This is a genomic window from Vibrio sp. B1-2 (assembly GCF_963888445.1).
GTDB lineage: Bacteria > Pseudomonadota > Gammaproteobacteria > Enterobacterales > Vibrionaceae > Vibrio > Vibrio anguillarum.
The window spans coordinates 46832-66908 of record NZ_CAWPJH010000009.1; the positions used below are offsets into that span (position 1 = coordinate 46832).

General features: G+C 45.1%; 14 protein-coding genes and 5 tRNA genes. 13 read left to right on the forward strand and 6 right to left on the reverse strand.

Annotated elements, in window-relative coordinates; all coding sequences use genetic code 11:
• The first annotated feature begins 4 nt into the window (after positions 1–4).
• Positions 5–493 (forward strand): DUF2489 domain-containing protein, encoded by a 489-nt coding sequence (locus AACQ75_RS04595; RefSeq protein WP_170889616.1) that lies wholly within the window; start codon positions 5–7, stop codon positions 491–493.
• Positions 494–631: 138 nt separating this feature from the next.
• Complete coding sequence (gene hemN, locus AACQ75_RS04600; protein WP_064626070.1) at positions 632–2020, forward strand: oxygen-independent coproporphyrinogen III oxidase; 1389 nt, start codon at positions 632–634, stop codon at positions 2018–2020.
• A gap of 65 nt (positions 2021–2085) precedes the next feature.
• Here the strand turns inward: hemN and ilvY are convergent, their stop codons facing one another.
• Positions 2086–2976 carry an HTH-type transcriptional activator IlvY gene (ilvY, locus tag AACQ75_RS04605; RefSeq protein WP_013855649.1) on the reverse strand — a complete coding sequence of 297 codons (891 nt, stop codon included), beginning with the start codon at positions 2974–2976 and terminating at the stop codon, positions 2086–2088.
• A gap of 143 nt (positions 2977–3119) precedes the next feature.
• Here ilvY and ilvC point away from each other — a divergent pair, with 143 nt between their 5' ends.
• Positions 3120–4604, forward strand: a complete 1485-nt coding sequence (gene ilvC / locus AACQ75_RS04610) for a ketol-acid reductoisomerase (RefSeq protein ID WP_013855650.1) — start codon at positions 3120–3122, stop codon at positions 4602–4604.
• A 193-nt stretch (positions 4605–4797) separates the two neighbouring features.
• Here the strand turns inward: ilvC and ubiK are convergent, their stop codons facing one another.
• The 4 genes from ubiK to AACQ75_RS04630 all read right to left on the reverse strand — a co-directional run bounded on the left by ubiK (position 4798) and on the right by AACQ75_RS04630 (position 10042).
• The gene (gene ubiK, locus AACQ75_RS04615) at positions 4798–5049 is read right to left on the reverse strand and encodes a ubiquinone biosynthesis accessory factor UbiK (RefSeq protein ID WP_010319855.1); all 252 of its coding nucleotides are present in this window, start codon (positions 5047–5049) and stop codon (positions 4798–4800) included.
• A gap of 122 nt (positions 5050–5171) precedes the next feature.
• Positions 5172–8294, reverse strand: a complete 3123-nt coding sequence (locus AACQ75_RS04620; protein ID WP_013855651.1) for a multidrug efflux RND transporter permease subunit — start codon at positions 8292–8294, stop codon at positions 5172–5174.
• Between the two features lie 11 nt (positions 8295–8305).
• A complete protein-coding gene (locus tag AACQ75_RS04625) occupies positions 8306–9412 on the reverse strand; it encodes an efflux RND transporter periplasmic adaptor subunit (protein ID WP_017042454.1) in 1107 nt (368 codons plus the stop codon).
• 18 nt (positions 9413–9430) lie between these two features.
• Positions 9431–10042 (reverse strand): TetR/AcrR family transcriptional regulator, encoded by a 612-nt coding sequence (locus AACQ75_RS04630; protein WP_013855653.1) that lies wholly within the window; start codon positions 10040–10042, stop codon positions 9431–9433.
• A 139-nt stretch (positions 10043–10181) separates the two neighbouring features.
• On the opposite strand from AACQ75_RS04630, the gene rep reads away from it, so the two are divergent.
• Positions 10182–12200, forward strand: a complete 2019-nt coding sequence (rep, locus tag AACQ75_RS04635) for a DNA helicase Rep (protein WP_017048508.1) — start codon at positions 10182–10184, stop codon at positions 12198–12200.
• A gap of 69 nt (positions 12201–12269) precedes the next feature.
• Here the strand turns inward: rep and AACQ75_RS04640 are convergent, their stop codons facing one another.
• Entirely contained in the window at positions 12270–12677 is a 408-nt protein-coding gene (locus AACQ75_RS04640; RefSeq protein ID WP_088718017.1) for a c-type cytochrome, read from the reverse strand.
• A 298-nt stretch (positions 12678–12975) separates the two neighbouring features.
• Here AACQ75_RS04640 and AACQ75_RS04645 point away from each other — a divergent pair.
• The 9 genes from AACQ75_RS04645 (at position 12976) to AACQ75_RS04685 (ending at position 20006) form a co-directional block, all read left to right on the forward strand.
• Positions 12976–13052 (forward strand) — tRNA-Arg (locus AACQ75_RS04645).
• Between the two features lie 43 nt (positions 13053–13095).
• Positions 13096–13171, forward strand: a tRNA-His gene (locus AACQ75_RS04650).
• 148 nt (positions 13172–13319) lie between these two features.
• Positions 13320–13396, forward strand: a tRNA-Pro gene (locus AACQ75_RS04655).
• A gap of 75 nt (positions 13397–13471) precedes the next feature.
• Positions 13472–13547, forward strand: a tRNA-His gene (locus AACQ75_RS04660).
• Positions 13548–13603: 56 nt separating this feature from the next.
• A tRNA-Pro gene (locus AACQ75_RS04665) sits at positions 13604–13680 on the forward strand.
• 827 nt (positions 13681–14507) lie between these two features.
• Positions 14508–16223, forward strand: coding sequence for a dipeptide ABC transporter ATP-binding protein (locus AACQ75_RS04670; RefSeq protein WP_170889618.1), 1716 nt, complete (start codon positions 14508–14510; stop codon positions 16221–16223).
• A gap of 108 nt (positions 16224–16331) precedes the next feature.
• Complete coding sequence (locus tag AACQ75_RS04675) at positions 16332–17888, forward strand: ABC transporter substrate-binding protein (RefSeq protein WP_026027967.1); 1557 nt, start codon at positions 16332–16334, stop codon at positions 17886–17888.
• A 199-nt stretch (positions 17889–18087) separates the two neighbouring features.
• Positions 18088–19065 carry an ABC transporter permease gene (locus AACQ75_RS04680; protein WP_013855660.1) on the forward strand — a complete coding sequence of 326 codons (978 nt, stop codon included), beginning with the start codon at positions 18088–18090 and terminating at the stop codon, positions 19063–19065.
• 2 nt (positions 19066–19067) lie between these two features.
• On the forward strand, positions 19068–20006 hold the full coding sequence (locus tag AACQ75_RS04685; protein ID WP_017046673.1) for an ABC transporter permease: 939 nt from the start codon (positions 19068–19070) through the stop codon (positions 20004–20006).
• Positions 20007–20077: the final 71 nt, after the last annotated feature.

Sequence of the window (20077 nt, forward strand, 5' to 3'; positions counted from 1 at the left end):
TGCCATGAATGTAACCTTGTTAGCCATTGCTGGTGGAATCATTATTCTCGGCTTAGCGTCTTACGCTGGTTACCTTCTGCTGCAACTGAAAAAGCAAAAGGATTTGCAGCTTCAACATCAAACATTGGCCATTGAAAAACGCAATGCAAATATTTTTGATAGCGTAAATACGCTTTGCATGGCTGGGATTCAAGGCCAATGTGATCTCTCCGAGATCAGCATCCGTGTCTACTGCATTATGGATTATGTTCAAGGCGAACAGAGAATCGACTTTGATAGTTCGTATCCCTCTATTTCCGAATTGTATTATATAGTGAAGGATATGCCGCGTGGCGAAGAGCGCAGCCAACTCGCCAAACAAGAGCGAATGAAGCATAACTTAGTGCGCCAAAAGGCGGAGGCCCGTTTAATGGATGCGATTGTTGAAGAGTTAAAAGTTCTACAAAAACGCATTGCCCCTTTGAATAGTCAAATTCCGATTCAAATGATGTAATGGCTCGACTGCCTCTTTCGAGTGAGTGATCGCGTTAGCAGTTTAGAACATTTATACACAAATTTCGTTTTGTCACCCGACGTCCATCATTGTCATGTGGCAAAATAGCCCGTCAAAGTTTCGAACGGAAAGCACAGCATGTCTTCGCAAGTCGTACCCAGCCAACAGATCGTATGGGATCAAGCTGTTTTAGATAAGTATAACTATTCAGGCCCGCGTTATACCTCTTATCCTACAGCACTTGAATTCCATGAAGCATTTACTATTGCCGATTATGATATGGCGTGTGCCCAATACCCTGACAGGCCACTTTCGCTTTATATTCATATCCCGTTTTGTCATAAACTTTGTTACTACTGTGGTTGTAATAAGGTGATTACCCGTCATTCGCATAAAGCCGACGACTATTTGGATGTGCTCGAACATGAGATTCGCCAACGAGCCTCTTTGCTGCATGGCCGTAGAGTCACACAACTGCATTTCGGTGGCGGCACACCAACCTTTTTAACTCAATTGCAAATTAGCCGTTTAATGGCCATTTTGCGTGGTGAGTTCCGCTTTGAAAATGACGCAGAAATCAGTATTGAAGTTGATCCGCGTGAAATTGAGTTAGAGATGCTTGATCACCTGCGCAGCGAAGGATTTAACCGCTTGAGCATCGGCGTACAAGATTTCAACAAAGAAGTGCAAAAGCTGGTGAACCGCGAGCAAGATGAAACCTTTATTTTTGCTATGGCGGAACGAGCTAAACAACTGGGTTTTCGCTCAACCAACCTTGATCTCATATACGGCTTGCCTAAGCAGACTAAAGGCTCTTTTGCTAAAACATTAGCGCAAGTGTTGGAGATGAAGCCGGGTCGATTGTCGGTATTTAACTACGCGCACATGCCGCAGCTGTTCGCTGCGCAGCGTAAGATTAAAGATGAAGAGCTACCTACGGCGGAAGAAAAACTGGCCATATTACAAGACACGATCGCGACCTTAACGGGTGCTGGTTATCAGTTCATTGGCATGGACCATTTTGCTCTGCCCAATGATGAGTTGGCCGTCGCGCAGCGTGAAGGCATTTTACATCGCAACTTTCAAGGTTATACCACGCAAGGTAACTGCGACTTAGTTGGCTTTGGTGTCTCAGCCATTTCAATGATTGGGGATGCGTATGCGCAGAACCAAAAAGAGCTGAAAAAATACTATGAGCAAGTCAATGAGTTACGTCATGCACTCTGGAAAGGGGTGGCACTGGATAGTGATGACTTACTCCGTCGCGAAGTGATCAAGCAGCTTATCTGCAATTTCAAACTGGATAAAAGCCAAATTGAAGCACAGTTTGACGTGACGTTTAATCACTACTTCAAGCAAGATCTTGAGTTACTACAAACCTTTATTGATGATGAGTTAGTGGAAGCTGATGAAAAAGAGATCCGCGTGACTTTGCGCGGGCGGTTGTTGATCCGCAACATCTGCATGTGCTTTGATAAATACTTGCGTGTTCGTGCTCGTCAGCAACAATTTTCGCGGGTAATTTAACGCCCTTACCATGAATCATAAAGCCACTGCTCGTCAGTGGCTTTTTCTTTGAAAAGAGGGATGAGTTATGGCGTCAGGTATTTATTCGCTGCAACATCCCACAATGCTTTGATTAATGGGTTATCAAGCTGCGAGCGTTTGCAGCACACACCGAGCTGAAATGGTTTTACGGGTGCTAATTTAAGGCGCTGGATCTTATCTCTCACCGGGCTATTGTTGATCACCACATCCGGCGCAATGCCGATACCACAACCGAGCGCGACCATGCTGACAATCGCTTCATGCCCTGAGCTCTGCGCGTAAATATTGGGTTTGATCTTCATTTTTTTAAACCATGCATTGGCTCTATCTCTTGCCGTTCCCGCTTCAGGAACAATAAAAGGGACAACTGACCAATCGGGTGTGTCATTTTGCAGTTGTTCGATAAAGCTACTGATCCCGAGCGGCGCGATCACCGATAAGGGTATTTCACCAATCGTTTCAAATTCAACGCGAGCTGGTAGCTGTTCGGGCATGGCTGAAATGGCAATATCCGCTTCATCATTCAAAATCTTATCAATCGCTTGAGCAGGATCGCCAGTCAAGAGTTTGAACTCAATATACGGATGGCGAACTCGAAAATCGGACAGTAACTGAGGCAGGTGGCTATAGCTGGCGGTGACGGAGCAAAACAAACGAATTTCACCTTGTAATACGCTGTTTTGGTTTTTCATTTGTACGTTATATTGCTGCCACTCTGTAATGATTTTGAGTGCAACAGGAACCAGTTTACTGCCTGCTGGCGTTAGCTCAACGCTACGATTATCACGCACAAATAAGCTTTGGCTAGTTTCTTCTTCCAGCTTCTGGATCTGCCGGCTGAGCGCGGATGGGCTGATGTGCATCGCGGCGGCAGTCTTACTGAAGTTTTTACTCTCACACAGATGGATAAACATCTGCAGGTTTTTAATGTTCATAAGTTAATCACATCACGTTGCATAAATTGCAATAACTAATTGTGAATATATCACTTTAAGCAACTTGATGTCTGCTTTAGTATCAGTTTATTCGGTTCTAGAAACCGACCTGATGGAAAGAATCTTTAAAGGAGAGCGCTAACATGGCTAACTATTTCAATACCCTAAATCTACGCCAACAACTTGACCAACTTGGTCGTTGCCGCTTTATGGATCGCTCTGAGTTTGAAAGCGAAGCCGAGTACCTCAAAGGTAAAAAAGTAGTGATTGTCGGTTGTGGTGCACAAGGTTTAAACCAAGGTCTAAATTTACGAGACTCTGGCCTTGATGTCTCTTATGCATTGCGTCAAGCAGCGATCGACGAACAGCGTCAGTCCTATAAAAATGCTAAAGAGAACGGTTTTGAAGTGGGTAGCTATGAAACGCTTATCCCTCAAGCAGACTTGGTCATTAACCTAACGCCAGATAAACAGCACAGCAATGTTGTCGAAACCATCATGCCGCTGATGAAAAAAGGTGCAGCATTGGGGTATTCTCACGGCTTCAACGTGGTTGAAGAAGGGATGCAGATCCGTAAAGACATCACGGTTGTGATGGTGGCGCCTAAGTGCCCGGGAACCGAAGTGCGTGAAGAGTATAAGCGTGGTTTCGGCGTGCCGACTTTGCTTGCTGTTCACCCAGAAAATGACCCTCAAGGTGAAGGTTGGGATATCGCAAAAGCTTGGGCGGCGGGAACGGGCGGTCATCGTGCTGGCTGTTTGGAATCCTCTTTCGTTGCCGAAGTAAAATCGGACCTTATGGGCGAGCAAACCATCTTGTGCGGCATGCTACAAGCGGGTTCGATTGTGTGCTATGAGAAGATGGTAGCAGAAGGTATTGACCCAGGTTACGCAGGTAAACTGCTGCAATACGGTTGGGAAACGGTAACCGAAGCGCTGAAATTTGGTGGCATCACTCACATGATGGATCGCCTATCAAACCCAGCAAAAATCAAAGCGTTTGAGCTGTCTGAAGAGCTTAAAGACTTGATGCGCCCACTGTACAACAAACATATGGATGACATTATTTCTGGTCATTTCTCTAGCACTATGATGGCTGACTGGGCCAACGATGATGCTGATTTGCTGGGCTGGCGTGCTGAAACCGGTGAAACTGCGTTTGAAAACTACCCACAGTCTGATGTACAGATCACTGAGCAAGAGTACTTCGACAAAGGTATTTTGATGATTGCCATGGTTCGCGCTGGGGTTGAGCTGGCATTTGAAGCTATGACGGCTTCCGGTATTGTTGAAGAGTCAGCTTACTATGAATCCCTGCATGAGCTGCCACTGATTGCCAACACAGTAGCACGTAAGCGTTTGTATGAAATGAACGTGGTTATTTCTGATACAGCAGAGTATGGTAATTACCTGTTTGCCAATGTCGCAACACCGTTACTGCGCGAAAAGTTCATGCCAAAAGTATCTACTGATGTGATTGGTAAAGGCCTTGGTGAAAGCTCGAATTTCGTTGATAACGCGACCTTGATTGAAGTGAACGAAATTCTTCGTAACCATCCGGTTGAGTACATCGGTGAAGAGTTGCGTGGTTACATGACAGATATGAAACGCATCGCTGTCGGTGGCTAAAGGCTAATTAACCTTCCGGTGGTTAAGAAGGGGCCGAGAGTTCGCCCCTTTTGAATGACGAGAATGATGACGTAAAGCTCCAGACTGACTGGAGAGAATAAATACAAAAGCAAACACAATATAAAACAAAAGGCTTGGTCGCCGTTGACCAAGCCTTTTTTTATTGGGAAATTTTTATCTCAACCGGGCAATATTATTTGGCGGTGATTTTCGCTTCTAGCTCGGCCAATTTTTGCTCCATTTCAGTGAGCTTTTGGCGAGTACGCATCAATACTTGAGTCTGTACATCAAATTCTTCACGGCTCACCACGTCCAATTTATTTAATTGGCCTTGGATCACTTGGCGGATTTTTTGATCAACGTCGGCACCCAAATCTTTTACGGGTTGAGGCATTGAATCGTGAATTTGTTTGGCAATTTGCTCAAGTTTTTTAGGGTCAAACATAGCGGCTTACACTCCTGTCAGTTTGTTTCCATTCTAAGCAATTGAGCTGAGAATGTCGTTATTCAAGGTAAGAAAAAGGCCACTGAGGTGGCCTTTTTTGAAGCAGTCTTAATTATATGGTGTTATTTATTTTCAGCGAGTCGGCGTTGTGCTGCTTTGGCCTCGTCAACTCTGGCTAGCTTTTCGAGGTCTTTATCCTCAACAAACACAGGTAGTGGCTTATGTTTTTCGGCTAGATAGCTGTAAATCACAGGCAGTACGAATAGCGTAAATAGTGTACCAATCGCAAGACCTGCCACAATCACAATACCAATACTAAAGCGCTGAGCTGCACCTGCACCCGTTGCGTACATCAACGGGATCAAACCTGCAATCATCGCTGCTGTCGTCATTAGAATTGGGCGAAGACGCACTTTAGCTGCCTCCATCACCGCTTCGATGCGAGACTTGTTATGGTGTAGCTGCTCTTCTTTCGCCACTTCACAAATAAGAATACCGTGCTTGGTGATAAGACCAACCAGTGTAATCAACCCTACTTGCGAGTAGATGTTCATGGTTGCTGCGCCCCAAGCCAATGCAATTAATGCTCCGCAAATGGCGAGAGGTACAGATACCATGATAACCAATGGATCTTTTAACGACTCAAATTGAATCGCCAGTACCAAGAAGATGATGGCGAGTGCCAAACCAAAGGTCGCGTAGAGTGCGCTTCCCTCAGTCACGTATTGACGTGCTTCACCCATATAATCGTGGTTGTAGCCTGCGGGCAGTTTAGTCGCGGCAACATCCTCAAACCACGTGATCGCATCACCCATTGCAACTCCTGGGCCCGGTACACTTCCGACGGTTGCCGAGTTTAGCTGGTTAAAGTGTGGCAGTGAGCGCGGCTCTGCAATCACATCAATGGTAATTAGGCTTCCTAATGGGATCATTTTTCCGTCAACGGCACGCACAAAGTAGTGATTCATCGATTCAGGGTTGAGGCGATATTTACGTTCAACCTGCGGGATCACTTCATAAGAGCGGCCATTGAGATCGATGCGGTTGACATAGCCATCCGCCATCATGGTCCCTAATGTCGTGCCAATATCCTTCATCGTGATGCCATAAACCCCAGCTTTATCTTTGTCGATATTAATTTTCATCGTCGCAGAATCGTAATTGAGGTCTAAATCGGAGTACACAAACATCGGGCTTGCTTTCACTTCTGTTAGCACTTCAGTGGCAATAGCAAACAAACTTTCAAAGCTATTGGGTGTAGTGATGACAAATTGAATTGGCAATCCAGAGCCTGCTCCGGGAAGTTCAGGCATTTGGAAGGCCGTTACGGCCATGCCTGGAATATCTTGCACTAAGGTGCCGACTCGAGTGGCAACCTCAGCTTGGCTTGCCTGGCGTTCACTCCAAGGTACCATCGAGGCAATACCAAACGCTTGGTTGGAGCTTGGAACACCGGTAAAGACTTGAGCAAACTGAACTTCTGGCTGTTCAGACAGAATCGTATTCACGTCATTCATGGTGTTTTGTAAATAGTCCAAGTTCGCATTCGAGGAACCCGTACCAATTAACATGACCACGCCTTTATCTTCAGAAGGGGCAAGCTCACTTGGAATGAATTTGAACAGCATAGGCAGGCTGGCAAACACGATCACCGCAAAGGCAATCACGACAGGACGGCGCTGCATTACTTTCTCGAGTAATTTCGCGTAGCGGTTACTCATTGAATCAAGCAATCCATGCACTTTTTGTTCAAACTTGTTGGGCTCTTCGTGCGCTTTAAGCATTTTAGAACACATCATGGGTGAAAGTGTCAGTGCAACAATACCTGAAACAAATACAGCACCAGCCAGTGTGAGTGCAAACTCTTTAAAGAGTGAGCCTGTTATGCCACCCATCATCGCTATCGGTGCATAAACGGCGCCCAGTGTCAGCGTCATCGCAATTACCGGAACGGCGATTTCACGAGTACCAATAATCGCGGCACGAAATGGTGATTCACCCAGCTTAATGTGGCGGTCAACGTTTTCTAGTACAACGATTGCATCATCCACCACAAGGCCGATAGCCAATACCATCGCTAGCAGTGTCATCAAGTTCCATGAGAAGCCCATTCCCTGCATTACCATAGCAACACCAACTAAGGAGAGTGGAATGGTAACAATCGGGATGATAACGGCACGTAAAGAGCCTAGGAATAGAGTAATGACGACAAGTACGATCAAGGCGGCTTCAGCGATGGTTTTTATGACCTCGTGGATCGATTCATTGATCGCCACCGTGGAGTCATACATCACGTTCATTTCGATGTTACTTGGTAGATTACGCTTTAACTGCGGTAACAGATCCAGCACATCTTGAGCAATGTTGATTGGGTTTGCGCTAGGTGCTGCGTTGATGGCTGCTACAACCGCTTCTCGGCCGTTTGCACTTGCGCGGTAAACATCATGGCTTTTTTCTAGCGTGACGTTTGCAATATCACCTAGGCGAATAACATTGCCGTCGCCCGTTTTAACCACCAGGTTTTTCAGCTCATCGACATTTGACACTTGCGTATCGGCACTACCGTTATACAGCACGAATTCGCCAGTGGCTTGTCCTGTTGCTGATTGATAGTTGTTGGCATTCAGCACGTTCATCACATCGCCCGCAGTGAGCTGTAGTCCTGCCATTTTTGCTGGATCAAGCCAAATGCGAAGGGCGTATTTCATGCCACCATACAAGTCAATCTTAGAGACGCCGTTGACGGTGAATATTTGAGGGTTAAATACACGCTCAAGATAGTCAGTAATTTGGCTTGAACTAAGTTCATCACTAGTGAAACCAATATACAGCACCGCGGTGGTTGAGCCGGTAGACATAGTTACCGTCGGATCTTCGGCCTCTTTAGGAAGCTGTGAGCGTACCGAGTTCGTTTTTGCTAACACATCTGAAAGTGCAGCGTTGGGATCGGTATTGAGCTTCATCGTTACGGTAATCGTTGATTTACCCAATACCGAAGAAGAAGTCATATAATCAATGTTGTCGGCTTGTGCGACTGCTTGTTCCAAAGGTTGAGTGATAAAACCTTGGATTAAGTCGGCACTTGCACCGTAATAGCCTGTACTCACTGTAACAACGGTATTCGTCATTTCAGGGTATTCACGAACTTGCATTTTGAAAATAGCTTGAAAACCAAGCAGAGCTATCAAAAAGCTGATCGATACCGCGAGCACTGGACGTTTTATAAAAACATCAGTAAAACGCATGATTCCTCCAATTACAGCATCGGTGTTTCAGCAGGTGGTGTAGTCGCATTACTTTCGACTACCCGAACTTTCGAATGGTTACTTAAGCGCACTTGACCTGAAGTGACCACGATGTCTCCATCTTGTACACCCTCTAAAATATGCGCCACAGCACCTTTGCGTTCACCTACTTTTACAACGCGCTGCTCTACTCGTTTAACGCCATCTTCTTCTTTCAACACGTAAACATTATCACCATACAGGGTGAAGGTAATGGCGGTTTGAGGAAGCGTGACTTGGTTTTCTAATTTCGGCAGGATGATGTTGGCACGAGCAAACATACCGCTGCGTAGTTTACCGTCACTATTTGGAATATCGGCTTGCACTTGGATTAAACCACTTTGAACGCTAACGGCAGGCTCAATCGCAGTAATGGATCCTGTAAACGCTGCATTAGGATAAGCATCGATAAAAATATCCACTTGCTGGCCTAATGAAATACGTGAAATATCCGTTTGTGGAACGGTAAAGCGCAGACGCATTACACTGGTATCTTCCAAGCGAACAATATCGGTGCCTGGCTGTAGGTATTGGCCTAAATACACATTACGGATACCCACCACACCAGCAAAGGGAGCTTTGATTTCACGACGATCAATAGAAGCTTTTAAACTTTCAATATCTGCAGACAAAGAGTAGTAGTTTGCTTCGGCTTCATCATAAGCTTCTTTTGAAATCGACCCTTTAGCAAATAGACCTTTATAGCGTTCGTATTTCGCTTTTGCCGCTGGTAGGCGAGCTTGTGAGCTTTTTAAATTCGCTTTCTCAACCGCAGAATCAAGCAAAACTAAAGGTTGGTCTTCCTCAACTTGTGTCCCTGATTCAAATGAAATCTTATCGATCACGCCACTTGTTTCAGATGTCAGTGTCACGCCTTGATTGGGTTCAATAAAACCAATCGCTTCAATCACTGGGATCCAATCAACAGGAGTTACATCAGTCACTGTCACTGGAAATTCAGGTTCAGGACGGTTGGCCATGAATTCGGCAATTTTTTGTTGTTTAAACAGATTAAAACCTATCACGCTACCAAACAGTAGGAAGGCGATAAGTAACATAAAGAATGTCCACTTTTTCATTCTAGTCAGAACTCCAAGTTAGTGTTGAGTAATTGCATCCCAACTGGCGTCAATCACAGCACTGAGTGCGCTGTCATCCAGTTGATAACATTCCATCGCTTTTTTACGGGCAAGGGCGACCGTTGTTTCGAAGCTTAAAGCAGACAAAATCTGGTTATCCAACGGCTTGAATAATCCCTGCTCTTTACCTTGATCAAATAGTAAATCCACTTTGGCAAACATTTTTCGCTCAAGTTCCTTAACATTGCAACTGATTGTTGTTGGCAATGATTCATATTGAACTCGGTTGCTGAGTGTTGCACTGCTTGATTGTGCTAATTCCCAGATATTAAGCCACATCATTTTAAAGCGTTCTTTCAAAGGCATCTCATCATCAATATTGGCTTGCACCGCATCAGCAATATGCTGACAAACGTGCAAGCGAACGGTCACGAGAAGATGATCTTTGTCATCAAAGTAACGGTAAATCGTTCCTGTTGCGACACCGGCTTCTTTGGCTAATTTGTGCATCGATAAGCCTTGAAATCCAGATTCAGCGATCAGCTTTTCAGCGGCCACCAATATCTGCTGGTACTTATCCACGTGAATACAGTTAGACATGCTGACATCCCACAGTGAATGAACGTTCATTCATTATAGACCAAACTATAGCCCCTTATGCAATACACTAGTGTAGTAAAATGACAAAAATCTTATGGTGAATGACGTAGTAATCGGTAAAGCGCGGCATTATCATAGACGGCCCAAATAAAAGTGATACGAGTACCTCATGAAGCTGAATCCAAGACAAGACGAAGCCGTCAAATATGTATCGGGCCCATGTCTAGTATTGGCGGGGGCTGGCTCGGGTAAGACGCGCGTAATTACCAACAAGATCGCTTACTTGGTTCAACAGTGTGATTATAAAGCGCGCAACATTGCTGCCGTTACATTTACTAACAAAGCCGCTCGAGAAATGAAGGCGCGGGTAGCACAAACGCTTGGAAAAGCTGAGTCAAAAGGGCTGCTCGTTTCGACATTTCATACTTTAGGCCTCAATATTATCCGTCGGGAATATAAATTTTTGGGCTTGAAAGCGGGGTTCTCTCTGTTTGACGACCAAGACCAGCTTGCGCTGCTCAAAGAGCTGACAGAGAAACAGCTCGAGGGCGATAAAGATCTGCTGCGCCAATTGCTCAGCACTATCTCCAACTGGAAGAACGACATGTTGACGCCAGAGCAAGCGAAAGGTTTTGCTCAAGGTGAACAACAACAGCTGTTCGCTTACTGCTTCGATCTTTATCAAAAGCAAATGAAAGCGTATAACGCGCTCGATTTTGATGATCTTATTTTAATGCCGGTGCTGTTATTGCAAAACAACGCCGAAGTTCGTCAGCGTTGGCAAAACCGCATTCGCTACTTGCTGGTGGATGAATATCAAGATACCAATACCAGTCAATACGAGTTAGTGAAATTGTTGGTTGGAGAACGTGGCCGTTTAACCGTGGTGGGTGATGATGATCAATCCATCTATTCTTGGCGAGGGGCGAAACCGCAAAACCTCGTGTTGCTGGGGCAAGATTACCCAAATCTTAAACTGATTAAGCTTGAGCAGAACTACCGTTCAACCAGCCGTATTTTGAGAGCGGCCAATATTCTGATTGCTAACAACCCACACGTGTATGAGAAAACGCTTTTTTCTGAGATCCCTGAGGGTGAAAAACTCAAAGTTCTGCTAGCGAAAAATGAAGATCATGAAGCGGAGCGGGTCACTGGTGAACTGATTGCGCATAAATTTCTCAATCGCACCGAATATCGTGATTACGCGATATTGTACCGCGGTAATCATCAGTCACGCTTAATTGAAAAATCGCTGCTGCAAAACCGCGTGCCTTATAAGTTATCCGGTGGAACGTCATTTTTTGCCAGAGCCGAAATTAAAGACATCATGGCTTACCTCAAAGTGTTGGTGAATCCTGACGATGACAATGCTTTTTTACGCATTGTGAACACGCCAAAACGAGAAATTGGCCCAGTCACGTTAGAGAAATTGGGTAGTTACGCCAATATGCGTGGCAAAAGCTTGTTTTCGGCCAGTTTTGAACTTGGCTTAGAGCATCATTTGTCTGGAAGAGGGCTCGACAACTTGCGTCAGTTTACGCAATGGTTAGTAGCTATCTCAGATCAAGCTGAACGAGGCAATACCGTTGAAGCGGTGCGATCGTTAGTCCGAGATATTCATTATGAAGATTGGCTGTATGAAACCTCTTCCAGTCCCAAAGCGGCCGAAATGCGTATGAAAAACGTCTCTGATCTCTATTCTTGGATTGTGGCCGACCTTGAAGGTGACAACTATGACCAACAAGAAAAATCACTCAAAGAAGTTGTACAGCGCTTAACCCTACGCGACATGATGGAGCGAAGTGAAGAAGAGGATGAGAGTGATGCCGTTCAGTTGATGACATTGCATGCATCGAAAGGCCTTGAATTTCCTTACGTTTATTTGATTGGCACTGAAGAGGGTATTCTTCCTCATCAAACCAGTATCGATGAGGACAACGTCGAAGAAGAACGTCGTTTGATGTATGTCGGGATAACTCGCGCGCAGCGAGAACTGACTTTCACTATGTGTAAAGAACGTCGTCAATACGGGGAACTGCTTAAACCCACACAAAGTCGCTTTTTGGATGAATTACCCTTTGACGATGTTGAGTGGGAACAGAGTAAAAAGCCAGTAAGTCAAGAAGAGCGAATGGCGAAAGGACAAAGTCATATTGCTAATTTGCGCGCTGCCATGTTTAAGAAATAGTGCTTAAAAGATAATAAAAACAAAGGTTTGGAATTAAAGCCAATCCTTTGTTTTATAGGGGTTAATGTATTAAAGACCTGCAATCATATGCTCAATGGCGGCAACGATTTCGTCGTCAGAGCAATCCATACAGGTTCCTTTAGCTGGCATGGCATTAAAGCCTTGCAGTGCATGATTTTTCAATACATCTTTACCTTGGGCGATACGTGGAGCCCACTCTTCGGCATTGCCAATTTTAGGTGCGCCACTGATGCCTGTAGAGTGGCAAGCGATACAGAATGTACCATAAACTTGCGCGCCATCACGAGGGCCTGTCGGCTCTGCCGCAACGGGTTCACTACCCGCTAAGTAAACATCACCTACAGGTTTAATGCGATCAGCAATGGCATCGTATTCAGCTTGGCTGGTTGCCAATGCAACACTAGAAAAGGTTAAAGCAGCGAATAACACGCTTATGATTCGTCGAGACATATCCATTAAACTCACTTTATATTCCAAAGGTAAGTTCATGCTTACCTATTTATACTTAGATTTAGAGTGTGGCTGATTTAAAAGCCATTCAAGCTGTTAAATCAATGTAAATATTGGGTGATTATATCCCGATAAGTTGTTGCAATAAACAACAAGTTGCGATCTTCAAGGGGTGAGTCACATCCTTATTATAGAGGTAATAATGGTTATCTGATGAAAAAGGCGTCAAACGATAAAAAAAGTTGAAAAAGTACTAGACGCCCTAGTGTGAACTCCGTATTATTCCACTCCGCCGATAGGGCATGCGCCCGTAGCTCAGCTGGATAGAGCGTTGGCCTCCGGAGCCAAAGGTCGAAGGTTCGAATCCTTTCGGGCGCGCCATCCGGATGCTTATGTAAATAAGTAGCAAATTGGCAAAACAGTGGTGGCTATAGCTCAGTTGGTAGAGCCCCGGATTGTGATTCCGGTTGTCGCGAGTTCAAGTCTCGTTAGCCACCCCATTATTTGGTAACTTCGGTTTCCTTTCTTGGTGAAAGTCGAGAAAAAAGATTTACATCGATGAATAGACTAGTTTGATAGTGCATCATGATGTTAGGAATAGCGGAGCAGAGAGTTCTCTCTCGTTTATTCCAAAAAATGAATTTGTATCGGTGAATAGCGCAGCTTGGTAGCGCATCTGGTTTGGGACCAGAGGGTCGGGGGTTCGAATCCCTCTTCACCGACCACTTTTCTTTTCTTCTCATTGGTTAAAAATGAAAAGAAAAATAACGGCAAGCAAGCGGTTATTGCAAAGTTTGATGGTGGCTATAGCTCAGTTGGTAGAGCCCCGGATTGTGATTCCGGTTGTCGCGAGTTCAAGTCTCGTTAGCCACCCCATTATTAGGTAACTTCGGTTTCCGTTCTTGGTGAAAATCGAGAAGAAAGAGATATATCGGTGAATAGCGCAGCTTGGTAGCGCATCTGGTTTGGGACCAGAGGGTCGGGGGTTCGAATCCCTCTTCACCGACCACCTTAATAAGCCTCAGTCGAAAGACTGGGGCTTTTTAGTATATGATGTTTGGAGCCTTAATCAAGGTAATGAGAGCCAAAGTGGGGTTCGTCTGATCTTCAAAACCGGGCTCTTCATCGACCATCTTAAAAAGCCTTGGTCGAAAGGTTGGGGCTTTTTAACATCTGGTGTTTGGAGTCTCAATCAAGGTAATGAGAGCCAAAGTGGGGTTCGTCTGATTTTCAAAACCGGGCTCTTCACCGACCATCTTAATAAGCCTCAGTCGAAAGACCATTCTCTCTATTCAATGTTCGATTTCTTATTGACTCCTATCTCATTAAGTCAGTGAATTATCATGTTTAAAGGCTAAACCCTAAATTTTTTGTTCAGATGAATTCACTGCTTTTCTGCTTTATCATTAGTTTTTAGTCTGGCATTTTGTTGGTTATTCTGGTTTTTGTTTCTAATGTGTTACGTGATATGCCGCAATATAATTTGAAATTTTATTCTGCATTCATTTTTAGAATGCATGGTAAATTGGCGTTTTCTTAGGCTTAACGTCTATGTTTTGGGGTGTATTACTGCGTGCTAGAATATTGGTCAGACCAATGATTAATGCATATGTGGTGCATAAAAATACGATGTTACTGCTTTGGTTTGATTTGATATCGACTTTTTATCCTATCGATGTTGCTTTTCTGTGAAATATTTGCCAAATTGATGGCCTTGTTAATTACCAGAATATTGTACTGGTATGAATGGATTCATTTTTACTGGCTTTGAACGCTTTGTTGTTCAAAGGTAGTTACAGACAGGGCACAACACTGCCCAAGTCGTAGAGGTCTGGGATGTCACTTTTAGAAGTAAAAAACCTGCGTATTGAATACCCATCGCGTCATGGTGTTCACGTTGCTGTGAAATCGCTTTCGTTTAATATCGAGCGGGGTGAAATTGTTGGGGTTGTGGGAGAATCAGGCGCCGGAAAATCGACCGTAGGTAATGCGGTTATCGATTTATTGAGCCCACCCGGTCTCATTGCCAGTGGCGATGTGTTCTTAGATGGTGAGAAGATTTCAGGCCTATCGCCTGAGCAGATGCGCCAAGTTCGCGGCTCTAAAATTGGTTTTATTTTTCAAGACCCAATGACGTCGCTTAATCCGCTATTTACTGTTGAACATCAACTAACAGAAACCATCCACGCCAATATGAAAGTGACTGAGGAAGAAGCGTATCAGCGTGCACTTTCTTTGATGAAGCAAGTGGGTATTCCTCAGCCTGAAAACCGTTTGAAGCAGTATCCACACCAATTCTCTGGTGGCATGCGTCAACGTGTTGTGATTGCCATTGCGCTGGCGGGTGAACCTGATCTTATTATTGCCGATGAACCGACCACTGCATTAGACGTTTCTATTCAAGATCAAATCTTGAGCCTCATCCGCGAGCTATGCATTAAAAACAATGTTGGTTGTATGCTGGTCACCCATGATATGGGTGTGGTCTCGAACGTGACGGATCGCGTCGCGGTGATGTATCGCGGTGACTTGGTTGAATTTGGACCGACAGCTAAAGTGTTGGGCGCTCCGGATCACTCCTATACGCGCAGTTTGATTTCCGCCGTTCCTCGCTCAGATAAAAAACTCGATCGCTTTCCGCTGGTGAGCTATATCGAAGAGGCAAGTGAGTTAAAACCACTGGATGTTAAAAACCATTGGTTGGGTCAGAGCCAAGATAATCGCCAATACACAGGCCCACTGCTGACAGTGGAAAACGTGAATTTACGCTTTACGACCAAAGACTCATTGTTTGAAAGTCGCCGTGAATATGTCCAAGCTTCAAATGACGTCAGTTTCGAGGTGTTTGAAGGGGAAACTTTTGGTTTGGTTGGGGAATCAGGTTCCGGTAAATCAACCATCGCACGCGTGATTGCGGGCCTGTACGCTCCAAACTCAGGCAAAGTCTGTTTTGAAGGGATTGATCTTACTGCGCTGAAATCGGAAAAAGAGCGCCGTCCGATGCGCCGCCAGATGCAGATGGTGTTTCAAAACCCTTATACCTCAATGAATCCGAGAATGAAGATTTTCGATATCATTGCCGAGCCGATTCATTTTCATAAATTAACCCGTAGCGAAGCGGAAACACGGCAAATTGTGCATGATCTTTTAGAGCACGTAGGCCTAGGTAAGATGGCGGGAGTGAAATATCCGCACGAGTTTTCCGGCGGTCAACGTCAACGTATTTCGATTGCTCGCGCACTCGCCACGCGTCCTCGCTTATTGATTTGTGATGAACCTACGTCCGCGCTCGACGTGTCTGTGCAAGCGCAGATCTTAAACCTATTGAAAGATCTGCAAGATGAGCTCAATTTGACCATGCTGTTCATCAGCCATGATTTACCTGTGATCCGCCAAATGTGCGATCGTGTCGGGGTCATGCAAATGGGGACCTTACTGGAGGTCGCCCCTACAGAGCAGTTGTTTAAGTCACCTCAACACCAATACAGCCAGCATTTGATTTCTTTAATGCCTGAGTTTACGGGCTTAAGAGAAGATGCAGTAACGGCGTAAGCCAAAAAAGTTACAGATAGAGATATCATGACCAAGCGTGCTTGGAATGAATAAACAGAAGCAATTACAACAACTAGGGATTTGGATTCCCGCATAAGGAGTTATGCAATGAAAACCATGAAAAGCAAACTAACAGTAGCTTTGATGGCGGCAGGCTTAAGCTTTGCAGCTAGCGCGGCCAATATTACCGTCGCTTATGATGCTGACCCAGTGTCACTTGACCCGCATGAGCAGCTATCTGGTGGTACGCTACAAATGTCTCACATGGTGTTTGATCCTCTTGTTCGTTACACCCAGACATTTGATTTTGAACCTCGCCTTGCTGAGAAATGGGAACGTGTCAATGATACAACGTTCCGTTTTACGCTGCGTAAAGGGGTGAAATTCCATTCAGGTAACGAAATGACGGCAGACGATGTGGTCTGGACGTTCGATCGTTTACAAGATTCTCCTGATTTCAAAGCTATTTTTGAACCGTATGAAAAGATGGTCAAAGTGGATGATTACACCGTCGAGATCGTATCCAAAGGCGCTTATCCGCTGGTTCTACAAACCGCAACCTACATCTTCCCTATGGACAGCAAGTTCTATTCGGGCAAAGCGGCTGATGGTAAAGAGAAATCTGAAATTGTGAAGCACGGTAACTCGTTTGCTTCGACCAACGTTTCTGGTACTGGCCCATTTAGAGTGACTTTCCGCGAACAAGGCGTAAAAGTGGAATTTGAACGCTTTAAAGATTATTGGGATAGCGCATCAAAAGGCAACGTAGACAAACTGACCTTAGTACCGATTAAAGAAGATGCCACTCGTGTTGCGGCGCTCCTTTCGGGTGATGTGGATATGATTGCACCTGTTGCGCCAAACGATCATAAACGTGTGGAAGAAGCCAAAGGTATTGATCTTGTGACCTTACCGGGTACGCGCATCATCACCTTCCAAATGAACCAAAACAGCAATGAAGCACTGAAAGATGTTCGTGTGCGTCAAGCCATTGTTCACGCCATCAACAACCAAGGTATCGTTGACAAAATCATGAAAGGTTTTGCGACAGCAGCTGGCCAACAAGGCCCAGCGGGTTATTCTGGTTATGACGCGAACCTTGTGCCTCGTTTTGATTTGAAAAAAGCGAAAGAGCTGATGAAAGAGGCTGGTTATGAGAAAGGGCTGACGCTCACCATGATCGCGCCAAACAACCGTTATGTGAACGATGCGAAAGTTGCACAAGCTGCAGCGGCGATGTTGTCGAAAATTGGTATTAAGGTTGATCTTAAAACCATGCCAAAAGCGCAATATTGGCCTGAGTTTGATAAGTGCGCCGCGGATCTGCTAATGATTGGCTGGCACTCAGATACTGAAGACTCAGCAAACTTCACCGAGTTCTTAACCATGACACGTAACGAAGAGAGTGGTAAAGGCCAGTACAACTGTGGTCACTACTCAAATCCAGAAGTGGATAAGTTGGTTGAAGCGGCAAACGTAGAAACCGATCCTGCGAAACGTGCACAGATGCTGCAAAAAGTCGAAGTGACTTTGTACAACGACGCAGCATTTGTTCCACTGCATTGGCAAAACCTAGCGTGGGGTGCGAAATCTACTTTAGATATCAAACCGATTGTTAACGCGATGGAATTCCCTTATTTCGGCGACCTAGTCGTTAGCGAGTAATTACTTAAGTTGGCCGCTCATGTGATGTGGGCGGCGCTTAAGTCACTCAAGGCATCCGCTTGGATGCCTTATTAAGATCTCTGCACTTTGCTTTATTTCAGTCGGGTCGAGTGTCATTTTTTAGGCTGAATTTTTTCGTTCCTATTAAAGTTAATTCAATTTTAAAAAGAACCATCATGGATAGTTTAAGGGGCAAGGAATGTTTTCGTTTCTGGTCAAGCGCCTGTTTCAGGCACTGATAGTGATGTTTGTGATCAGTCTGGTGGCGTTTGCCATTCAGGATAACTTAGGCGACCCATTGCGTGAGCTTGTTGGGCAGTCTGTTTCAGAAAGCGAGCGCCAAGCGCTGCGCGATGAACTTGGACTGAATGATCCTTTCATTGCCAAATATACTCGTTTTATTACGGCCGCGGTGCAGGGTGATTTAGGCACGTCCTACTTTTTCAAACGTCCTGCGGTAGACGTTATTCTCGATAAATTAATCGCAACGTTAGAGCTTGTGCTCGGTGCGACCGTAATCATCATTGTCTGTTCCATTCCATTAGGGGTTTACACAGCCATTCATCCCAAAAGCTTCTTTACCAAAGTGGTGATGGCGGGCAGCAGTATTGGTATTTCTATCCCAGTGTTCTTAACTGCGATTATGTTGATGTACGTTTTCTCGATCACGTTAGGTTGGTTACCATCGTATGGACGAGGGGAAACCGCCAATTGGTTGGGTTGGGAATCTGGCTTTTTCACGGCTGATGGATTAGCACATTTGGTGCTGCCTTGTGTTTCACTGGCGTCGATCATGCTGCCGCTGTTTATTCGTTTAGTGCGTTCTGAAATGTTGGAAGTGCTGAGCTCGGAATACATCAAATTTGCTAAAGCTAAGGGCTTGGCATTGAACAAAATTTACTACCAACATGCACTTAAAAATACCATGTTACCGGTGCTAACCGTCGGCGGTGTACAAATTGGGACTATGGTGGCCTACACCATCTTAACCGAGACTGTTTTTCAGTGGCCGGGTACGGGCTTTCTTTTCCTTGAAGCGATCAACCGAGTTGATACTCCGCTGATCACCGCTTACGTCATATTCGTTGGCCTGATTTTCGTTGTCACCAACACCATTGTCGATCTGTTATACGGTCTGATTAACCCGACTGTGAACCTTACTGGAAAAGGAGCTTAATCATGAGCCAATTTGCTGCTGCTCCATCTCGTTGGGAGCGTTTTAAACAGTCTGATTTTTTGTACTATTTCTTGCGTGATAAAGTGGCGATGACCAGCTTCGTCATCTTTTTGGTATTCTTAACTTTGTCTGTCGCTGCGCCACTCATTGCCCCCAGTAACCCGTACGACCTATCATCGATTGATCTGATGGATGCAGAATTACCTCCCTCTTGGATGGAGGGAGCCGATGAGCGCTTTGTTCTCGGCACGGATGAGCAAGGGCGCGATATTTTGTCGACCATACTGTATGGTTCGCGTCTATCACTGACGATTGGCTTTTTGGCGGTCGGTTTACAGTTGCTACTTGGTATCGTGATTGGCCTTTCCGCTGGCTACTTTGGTGGGCGTATTGATAGCTTTTTGATGCGCTTTGCCGATGTACAGCTATCGTTTTCAACCATGATGGTGGCGATCATTGTTTCGGCAATTTTCAAAGCCAGTTTTGGGAGTGAATTTTATAGTCAGTATGCGGTTGTGATGCTGGTGGTGATTATTGGCGTGGCTGAGTGGCCACAATACGCGCGGACAATTCGTGCGTCAGTGCTCGCCGAGAAGAAAAAAGAGTATGTGGAAGCGGCTCGTGTGATGGGTTTTAAATCGCCACGCATCATGTTTCGCCATATTTTACCTAACTGTTTATCGCCTATTTTGGTTATCTCAACTGTACAAATTGCCAATGCGATCATGTCTGAAGCGGCACTCTCTTTCCTAGGCTTAGGTTTGCCAGTCGATCAGCCATCATTGGGTGCTTTGATTAGCATGGGCTTTAACTACATCTTCTCTGGCGCTTGGTGGATTACGGCTTTCCCTGGTTTTGTACTAGTCACATTAGTGTTGGTGATCAATCTGTTGGGTGACTGGCTACGCGATGTTTTTAACCCAAAAATTTACAAAGGGTGATGTGGCAATTGATTTTTGCTAAAGAAAATCCCTAAACTAAAAGCCGCCGTCAAATGCGGCTCTTTTTTTGC